This window comes from Palaeococcus sp. (in: euryarchaeotes), assembly GCF_053987695.1.
On record NZ_JBMXHE010000026.1, the window covers coordinates 1 to 9,341 of the forward strand.

The 9,341-nt window shown below is 44.4% G+C and carries 6 protein-coding genes; 3 read left to right on the forward strand and 3 right to left on the reverse strand.

Annotation, left to right across the window (positions count from 1 at the left end):
- The 3 genes from ACXJGZ_RS02130 to ACXJGZ_RS02140 all read right to left on the reverse strand — a co-directional run.
- Positions 1-815 (reverse strand): hypothetical protein (locus ACXJGZ_RS02130; protein WP_456398185.1); only part of this gene is annotated, 815 nt, incomplete at its 3' end.
- A 111-nt stretch (positions 816-926) separates the two neighbouring features.
- Entirely contained in the window at positions 927-1,868 is a 942-nt protein-coding gene (locus ACXJGZ_RS02135; RefSeq protein ID WP_456398187.1) for a hypothetical protein, read from the reverse strand.
- A gap of 78 nt (positions 1,869-1,946) precedes the next feature.
- Positions 1,947-3,998, reverse strand: coding sequence for a hypothetical protein (locus tag ACXJGZ_RS02140; RefSeq protein WP_456398189.1), 2,052 nt, complete (start codon positions 3,996-3,998; stop codon positions 1,947-1,949).
- Between the two features lie 128 nt (positions 3,999-4,126).
- On the opposite strand from ACXJGZ_RS02140, the gene ACXJGZ_RS02145 reads away from it, so the two are divergent.
- The 3 genes from ACXJGZ_RS02145 to ACXJGZ_RS02155 all read left to right on the forward strand — a co-directional run.
- The gene (locus ACXJGZ_RS02145) at positions 4,127-6,787 is read left to right on the forward strand and encodes a valine--tRNA ligase (RefSeq protein WP_456398191.1); all 2,661 of its coding nucleotides are present in this window, start codon (positions 4,127-4,129) and stop codon (positions 6,785-6,787) included.
- 329 nt (positions 6,788-7,116) lie between these two features.
- On the forward strand, positions 7,117-8,406 hold the full coding sequence (locus ACXJGZ_RS02150; protein ID WP_456321659.1) for a sodium-dependent transporter: 1,290 nt from the start codon (positions 7,117-7,119) through the stop codon (positions 8,404-8,406).
- A gap of 142 nt (positions 8,407-8,548) precedes the next feature.
- A partial coding sequence (locus ACXJGZ_RS02155) for a pyridoxal phosphate-dependent aminotransferase (RefSeq protein ID WP_456398193.1) occupies positions 8,549-9,341 on the forward strand: 793 nt, incomplete at its 3' end.

The following is a 9,341-nucleotide window of genomic DNA, read 5'->3' on the forward strand; positions in this document are numbered from 1 at the left end:
AAAGTGCCTACGAAGTATGGGGGAAGGTATGCCCTACGGGGAAGCAATGATAGAAGAGCTTTTGCTTTCTCATCATCCAACGGTAGTATTCTCTTCTTTAGCTCTTCAATGTCTCCCTTTCCAGTAAAGAGTCCAATTTTGGTGTTCGGGTCATAACTTATGTTGAATCTGCTTTTTTCGGTTTTCAGCCACAGCTCGAGATGATTAGACCATGTTACCCGGTCCATTCCCCGGATATCAAGAACCCCTTTGAATTTTCCAACGTAGCAGTTCCTGCCCTTCACCACATGAAATCCTTCAACGTCTTTTACAATCCCGAATTCAAGGAGGTAGGGATGTATAAGGCTCTCAAGCCTGCAGTTCACCCGTCCAAAGCCAAGCTGGTAGTCCAGAACTCTCCTCGTGGCAAGGAGGAACGCTCTAAACTCGGTGTCTTTAGACTCGGCGGTTCCAACGACCTTCTGGAAGTGCTTCATAAGCTTCCACGGAATGGGCTTTCCAGCAAGGATAAGTCTTGACACCTCCGCCAGATATTTTGCACGCTTAAACCTCTCATACGCAAGGAATTTCTTTAAAAAAGCTGGAATATCACTGTCCAGCTTTCTAAGGTGCTTTTCAACTTCACTGTAAAGCCTGCTGCACTCCAATACCCTTTCGTATTCGCCAACGGAAAAATAGTAAAGGGCGGTGGTGTTGATGAAATGCTCCAAATCCTCGAGGTCTTCTCTGGTATAGGGTTCGTTACCCTTAACTTTCAGGGACAGTTCAACGGCGGCTTTCAAGAGCTCATCCGCGAGAGATTTGAAATCCTCCATCTAAACCACCTCAATACTTATTGCAGCCCACCAGTCCAGCTCTGTTGTACCATTCTATGAAGATGACGCTTGGTTCCTCGCCTTTGGCGACTTTTTTCCAGCTTTCTATCACTACAAGAACCGAAACATAGCCTTTCTTCTCAGGGGTGTATTTTTGTATTTGGCAGTAACCCCTCTTAAGCTGTCCATTGGGGCTCCTCCACCACTTACCTTTGGCTTCCCATGAACTTCTTTTGACGGTAGTCTAACTCTGAAGTCCGGTCCAGCTTTCCCATTTTTGCTAATCTCACGAATTTGCCCCCCATACTTCTCCTGTATAACCTGTACAGCCACAAGTTCTCCCGCTATAGCAGGAAGCATATGGTCAATAAAATGAACAAAGTGTCCCTTCTTTAGAGTGGTTATTGCGGGCTCGAGAGAGGGTATTGTGGAGTTCTCAAGGAGATACTCAATGACACTTGCACTGAGAGTTATTCTTCCAGTAGATTTGAAGGATCCCTTTCTAAAAGTGTTGCTGGCTTCTCTAATTTCAATGCTATATTTTGTGTTTCTAATTTTCTCGTATTCATTTTTAACCTTGTCCTCAATGTCGTCTCCGTACTCTATTATCAGCACGAGGGCAATTAGAGCCGGTACTCCAATAAGGATAAGTGTAGTGCCTCCAACAATAATCGCGGGAATTTCTACCAGCAAAGGGGGCAAAGCAAACTGGGGCATTATGGGAGCTCTCAGAGGAGTGTGTATGAAAAGTTCAGAGCTCGAGTAGCCGTTCAGTTCCAACGTGGAGACATAGTATCCACTAAGAGAACTCCCATTGAGATGGCTTTCGAGCATTGCAATAACCTCTTCTTTGGTCGGCACTTTTCCATCTTCCCCCGGGAGTGCAAAAACAGCAAAGGGAACCCCTTTTACTATGACATGATATACCTCTGCTGTTCTCTGTTGCTGCCCTCTCCCTTGCGTTACTTCTCCTGAGGCAAGTGCCGGGTTTACTATCAATCCGAATATTAAAACTGATATGAATATTCCCATGATTTTTCTCAAAAGAATCACCAAATAAACCTAACGTTACAACTTTATAAATTTTACCATCTAAAAACGAAAATAATGTTAAGGGATCGAAATATAAAATCAGCCGACCATGAAGTCGGCTAAGTAGTCCATATACCCTTCGTCAATGCCCTTTTCATACGTGGAAACTTTCATTCCAGTCTCCGTTCTTCCCTGTCCTGCAATCACTATTACTATCTGGCCGTTCCTCCATACATCGCGCTTGATGAATATGCCCTGCTCTCCGTTTATTATCTTTTGCTGTTCTTCCTCGCTTAAAACCTGCTTTACGTAGTCGCCCACACCATCGTAAGCCTTGGGGCCTCCAAGAATCACGATGAGCTTCGAGTTTTTGTAACTTCCAAACTCACTGGCACTCACCCTTGTAACCATCGCTCCCATGGATTCGAGCTTTCCCTTGAGCTCCGTTCCTTTTATTGCCCAGTCTATATCATTTGAAAGCAGCGTAACCTGAACAATCGGAGCGAAGGTCTGGATCGCCTTGAAGTTCGATGTCCACTCCACCAGATCGCTTAGGACATTGAACTCCTTTTCTCCCCCGGCTTCAATGTTAAATGACACATAGGCGCTCCTTATTCCATCCCCTCTGGCCTTCTCATCCTTCGTTATTATTGAGAGCATATAGTCATCCGAGAGGGCGCTTATCTCTACGAGGTTCTTGTTTATTGCCTTTAGAAGCCTCACCTTTTCAATCACATCCTGAGTTCCGGAAAGCTCAACCTCATCCGTGCCCACGGGGATAACCATCTTATCATCCATAACATTCGACTTTTGAACTGCATCGATTAGCGGAAAGTCCAGCGCATATATGCTCTTTTGATATGTAGACCCTCCAAATTTTGCTTTGTGGAGGGAGGACAGCATTGAGAGGCTTTCCTTCGTGCTGTCCTTTGAGCTCCTGATCCTTGGCTCGGCAAAGCTCAAGCTCTTCTCTGGGAGGAGATATTGCCATCCAAAATCTGTATAAACTCCTTTATTCGAATAATCCAGTTCTGACTGGCTGCTTATGATTCTTATGTCCTTCATTCCGAGTTTGCCTTTTGATGTTACAAAGGACTGTATGGATGGGATTCCGGCTATTGAAAGCATTCCCTCCTTCAGGGCTTCATTTTTAGCCTCTTCGAGTACGGGCAGCATGTAGAGTCCAAGGGCTGATGCCAGACTCTCATCGAAGTTATCAAAATTCCCTATATGTCTCGTTCCAACGAGCCTTAAACTACCATCCATGCTTGCCATCCCGTCGTAGAGGGTGCCGTGGGTTACTATCAAGCCTCCATTGTTCTCTCTCAAGTAATCCAGGAGGCTCTTAATGCTCTCTTGAGAGAGTTCCCACTCTTTGAGCCAGAGGTTCGAGAGTATCACGACCTTTGGCTTGAAATCTTTGAGGGCATCCTCGAGTTCGTCGGGCCCCACGATACCTATATTGTATTTTTCTCCCAGGAGTTCCCAGTGATGCTCCGGAAAAAGAAGGCTATAGTTTTCCATGGGTTTTAGGTCTTCCACAATTTTTTCGAGATCACTCATGTCATAGGGATAGTGCTCCTTTGTCAGGTTGAGCATTTCCGAGATGTTATTGAGGTTCAAAAGATTGGTTCTCGTCTTTACGTTTGGATCCACTATGAGAACCTTTTTACCCTCGGGATTCGACGTGAAGTAAATGCCATGCTGGCTCTCCGTTACATGCCCTTCAACGTCCTTCACAACTATTTTAAACTCCACCTTTGAGCCCGCCGGTTGAGGGGGTATTGTAATTTTTCCAAAGAATGTTCTAAGCGTTATGTTTCCTGTAGTAAACCTGCCGAATAGAGAATTGTATACGTCGGGATTTTCGTTTACCGTTGCCTGCAGGATCTTTCTATTTATCCATTCTCCACCGTTAACCCGATAGTATCCCTTCATCTCAGCAATGTCCAGATCCTCGACCACATAGAAATATGCCGAAAACGTTTCATTGGGTGCCACCGAAAGATATTTCGGGTAGGGATTTCCAAGCACCACTATCGGAGGTCCGGGGTTCTGTATGAATACGGCCCCTTTAATGGTGCTTGGCCCGAGCAGGGATAGCATTAATATCAGAGATATCAACATGCCGCCTTTCTTCATATACGCCACCAAATATCTATTTGGTTTTGATGTATTTAACTCTTTCAACCGGGAGGCAAGGGGAAAAAATTATAATGCTAAGTTTGGTAGACTTTTTAAGACCTGCATCATAAACTCCAAATAATTGAGGTGATGGCATGCAGAAAACTTACGATCCAAAGGAGATTGAGCCTAAATGGCAAAAATTCTGGCTGGATGAGAAGATTTATAAGTATGAGCTTGATGAGAAGAGGCCCCCCTATTCAATAGACACCCCACCGCCTTTTACATCCGGAACTCTTCACTTGGGGCACGTTTTGAGTCACACATGGATTGATATAGTGGCAAGATACAAAAGGATGAGGGGCTATAACGTCCTCTTCCCCCAGGGTTTTGACAATCACGGTCTTCCAACGGAGCTCAAAGTTGAGAAGGAGTTTGGCATAAGCAAGGATGAACCGGAGAGGTTTCTAAAGAAGTGCATAGAGTGGACTTGGGAAGCCATTGAGGCAATGAGGAATCAGTTCATCCGGATAGGCTACTCGGCAGACTGGGAGCTCGAATATCACACAATGGACGATGAGTACAAGGCGCTGGTTCAAAAATCCCTCCTCGAGTTCTACAAGAAGGGAATGCTCTATCAGGACAAGCACCCCGTCTACTGGTGCCCAAGGTGCAGAACATCTTTGGCAAAGGCGGAAGTTGGCTACGTCGAGGAGGATGGCTACCTCTACTACATAAAGCTCCCCATAGCCGGAGAGGATGATTACATTCCAATAGCCACGACAAGACCGGAGCTCATGCCCGCATGTGTTGCGGTTTTCGTTCACCCCGATGATGAGCGCTACAAGGATAAGGTCGGCAAGAAGGTGAGGCTCCCGATATTTGAGAGGGAAGTTCCAATTATAGCGGATGAAGATGTGGATCCCGAGTTTGGTACGGGTGCCGTCTACAACTGTACGTATGGTGATGAACAGGACGTAGTTTGGCAGAAGCGCTATAATCTCCCGGTTATTATTGCAATTGATGAAGATGGTACTCTAAATGAAAATGCGGGTAAATACAAAGGACTCAAGGCTGAGGATGCTAGAGAAAAGATAGCAGAGGATCTCGAAAAGCTTGGCTTCTTATATCAAAAGAAGAAAGTTCACCACCGCGTGCTGAGGCACACAGAGAGAAGTTCATGCAAAGCTCCAATTGAGCTGTTACCCAAGAAGCAGTGGTTTATAAAGGTCAAGGACTTCACGGATGAGATAATAAAGGTAGCGGAGCAGATAAACTGGTATCCAGAGGACATGTTCCTCAGGCTCAAAGATTGGGCCGAATCGATGGACTGGGATTGGGTTATAAGCAGACAGCGCGTCTTTGGAACCCCCATTCCTTTCTGGGTCTGCAGGGATTGTGGTGAAATAATTCCCGCAAGGGAGGAAGATTTACCCGTTGATCCAAGGTTTGATAAGCCCCCCGTGGAGAGATGTCCCAAATGCGGGAGCACAAACCTCGAGGGAGCCAAGGATGTCCTCGACTGCTGGGTCGACTCTTCCGTAAGTCCCCTCGCAATAACGAAATGGGGAAAGGACGAGAGATGGTTTAAGATTAACTTCCCAACCGCACTCAGGCCGCAGGGACACGAAATCATAAGAACCTGGGCATTCTACACAATATTCAGAAGTTATGTGCTTACGGGGCAGAAGCCGTGGGAGGACATAATGATAAACGGTATGGTGGCAGGGCCTGATGGTAGAAAAATGAGCAAGAGCCTTGGAAATGTTATAACTCCCGAAGAGGTCATTCCAAGGTATGGAGCCGATGCGGTAAGGATTTGGACTGCTTTGGCTCCTCCCGGAGAAGATCACCCATTCAAGTGGGAGACAGTTGACTATAACTACCGCTTCCTCCAGAAACTCTGGAATATATTCAGATTTGCTGAACGTCATATCAAGGACTTCGACTATGAAAAGCACAAGGAGATCGATCTTGAGCCGATCGATAGATGGATACTCTCGAGGCTTCATCGCCTCATCAGGTTTGCAACGGGGGAAATGGACAGCTACCGCTTTAACCTCTTTACGAGGGAGCTCATGAACTTTGTATGGCACGAGGTGGCGGATGACTACATAGAGATGATTAAGTACCGCCTCTACGGCGACGACGAGGGGAGCAGGCTCAAAGCTAAGGTGGCTCTGCACGAGCTCCTTTACAACATACTCCTCCTACTCGCACCTCTCGCTCCTCACATAGCTGAGGAGATCTATCAGGATATATTTAAACCAAAAATTGGTGCAAAGAGTGTGCATCTCCTTGAATGGCCCAAATACACGGAAGAACGCATAGATGAGGAAGCGGAGAAACTTGGGGAACTTGCAAGTGAAGTCGTGGGCATCATGCGTCGCTACAAGAACTCACATGGACTCTCGTTAAATACAAAGCTCAAGCATGTTGCAATCTATGCAACTGATTCCTACGACACGTTCAAATCGATAGAGAAGGATATAGCCGGAACCATGAACATAGAGAAACTTGAGATAATCAAAGGAGAACCCGAGCTGGAAGAGAGGATAACTGAGATAAAGCCCAACTTTAAACTCGTGGGTCCCAAATACGGAAAGCTCGTTCCAAAAATCTCAAAGTATCTCATGGAAAATGCAGGTGAAGTTTCAATAGCTTTGAAGGAAAAGGGGAAGATTGAGTTTGAAATAGATGGGCAAAGAATAACGCTGGGGAAGGACGAAGTTGTCATAAGAAAGACAGTTTTCAGCGAAGGAGAGGAAGTTGAGACGGCGGTCGTTGGGGAAGCTGTTATACTCTTCTTTGCCTGATCCCTTTTTATTATGACATGTTTATAGTTTCTAATCATTTTTTGTTTGTGGTTTATTGTTTTAAATGTCGGTGTGAGAACATTAACCCCCTCATGATCCTAAAACCAGCTTTTTCATCTGATGCGAATAAGTACATCGATTATTAACTGATACTATCTCATCATCACTCATTGGGTACACTTTTTTGAAGATGTGTCTAATTTTGTTTAGAGTTTTTTTAGATAAACGTAAAATCTTCAAAGATTGCTTTGATTAAAGTTTACGTATTAATTGAGTTATATAAAACGAAAACTTTATATTTTTTAACATATAAGAAGCAGTGGTTGGAGGTGGTATCCTTGTCTAAAGAGACTTGGGGGAGTAGAGTAGGTTTTGTTGCAGCAGCTATCGGAAGTGCTGTAGGTTTAGGGAACATTTGGATGTTCCCAATGAGAGCTGGACTCTATGGTGGGGCAGCATTCTTAATACCGTATTTAATCTTGCTTTTCCTTGTTGGAGTTGTAGCACTAACCGTAGAGTTTACCCTTGGAAGAGCAGTGGGAGGGCCAATAGAAGCATACGGCAAAACTTTACCGGGGGGAAAATACCTAGGAATTTTCGTAAATGCAATGATGTTGATGATATTTGCATTTTACTCTGTTGTAGTCGGATGGGCACTTAAATATTTTGTTACAGCATTGACAGGAAAGTTACTTAGTGTAGATCCCGGTTCTTTCTTCGGTAGTATCTCTTTTAGTACAGAAGCTGTAGTGTGGCAGTTCATTGCTATAGCTATAACGATAGGAATAGTAATAATTGGGGTTCAGAAAGGTATTGAAAGGGCATGTAAGATCATGATGCCACTACTATTTGTGATGATAATTATACTCGCAATAAGGAGCATTACTTTGCCAAACTCCTATGCGGGTCTTGAGTTCTACCTCTTGCCAGATTGGAGCAAAATCCTAAGTGGAAAAACGTGGATGATAGCACTCTCGCAGATGTTTTTCTCACTGAGCTGTTTGGGAATGTCGAATGTAGTTTATGGCAGTTACATAAAAAAGGACCAAGATATACCCCTATCCGCTATAGTTACAGCATTTGGAGACACTGCAGTCGCTGTAACTGCAGGATTCGCAATCTTCCCGGCAGTATTTGCATTTGGGCTTAAACCTACAGCAGGACCTGGATTGGTTTTTGTGACCCTACCGGTAGTATTCCAAAAAATGCCCGGAGGGATAATCTTTGCAGCAATATTCTTCCTGTTGATACTTTTCGCTGCATTTTCTTCAACGATCGCAATGCTTGAGACTAATGTACAAGCTGCAACTACACACCTTAACATGAGCAGAAAAACTGCTACAATTCTCTTTGGTCTCTTAGCCTTTGTGGTAGGAGCCCCTGGTGCTATAAATCCCACGTACTTTGATTGGATAATAAACATTTCAACAGTTTATTTAGGACCCTTGGGAGCATTAATTGCGGCACTGGCATTGATTAAGTTTGGAGTGGACAAGGCATACGAGGAACTTAGAAAAGGCGCTCTGATAGAATTTCCAGCAATATGGCAACCGTGGGTTAAGTACGTGTATCCAATAGTGATAATCGTAATATACATTTCCCAATTCATACTGGGGTGATAAGATGGGCACAGCTTACATAGTAGGATTGTTTGTTATATTAATAATCTATGGACCTTTAGCATGGGGTCTCTACAGGCTTTCAAAAGCGGAAGCTAGCTCTTGATTTTAATTTTTTTGGAGCAACTAGGAGGTGTTATGGATGGCGTTGAGTGATAGGTTAGAGCTAGTGAGTGTTTCTGGAATTAGGAAGCTTTTTGATTTGGCTCAGGGTGTTGAGGGGGTGATTTCACTGGGAATTGGAGAACCCGACTTTGACACTCCTGAGCACATTAAGGAGTACGCTAAAGAAGCGTTGGACGAGGGGTTGACGCATTATGGTCCTAATGCCGGGATTAGGGAGCTTAGAGAAGCAATAGCGGAAAAACTGAAGAAAGATAATGGTATTGAAGTTGATCCAAAGAGTCAAATCATGATAACTGTTGGAGCGAATCAAGGGCTTTTAATGGGTTTTGCGACATTTTTAAAGGATGGTGAGGAAGTTCTCATACCTTCGCCCGCGTTTGTTAGTTATGCTCCCTCAGTAATTCTCGCGGGGGGAAAACCCGTTGAAGTGCCCACCCACGAGGAGAATGAATTCCGGTTAAGCGTGGATGATCTTGAGGAGCATGTTACTGAGAAAACGCGCGCTCTCATCATAAACAGCCCGAATAATCCTACTGGAGCCGTTCTAACAAAAAAAGATCTTGAGGAAATTGCGGATTTTGCCGTGGAGCATGATTTGATAGTGTTCAGTGATGAGGTTTACGAGTATTTCGTGTATGATGGGGTCAAGAACCACAGTATTGCTTCTCTTAACGGAATGTTTGATAGGGTGATAACAATAAACGGTTTTTCAAAAACTTTTGCAATGACTGGCTGGCGTTTGGGTTTTGTTGCGGCACCAGAATGGGTAATTGAGAGGATGACTCGTTTTCAAATGTACAATGTCACGT

Coding starts and splice junctions, on each gene's coding strand:
- ACXJGZ_RS02145 (WP_456398191.1), top strand. CDS start 4,127: ATGCAGAAAACTTACGATCCAAAGGAGATTGAGCCTAAATGGCAAAAA.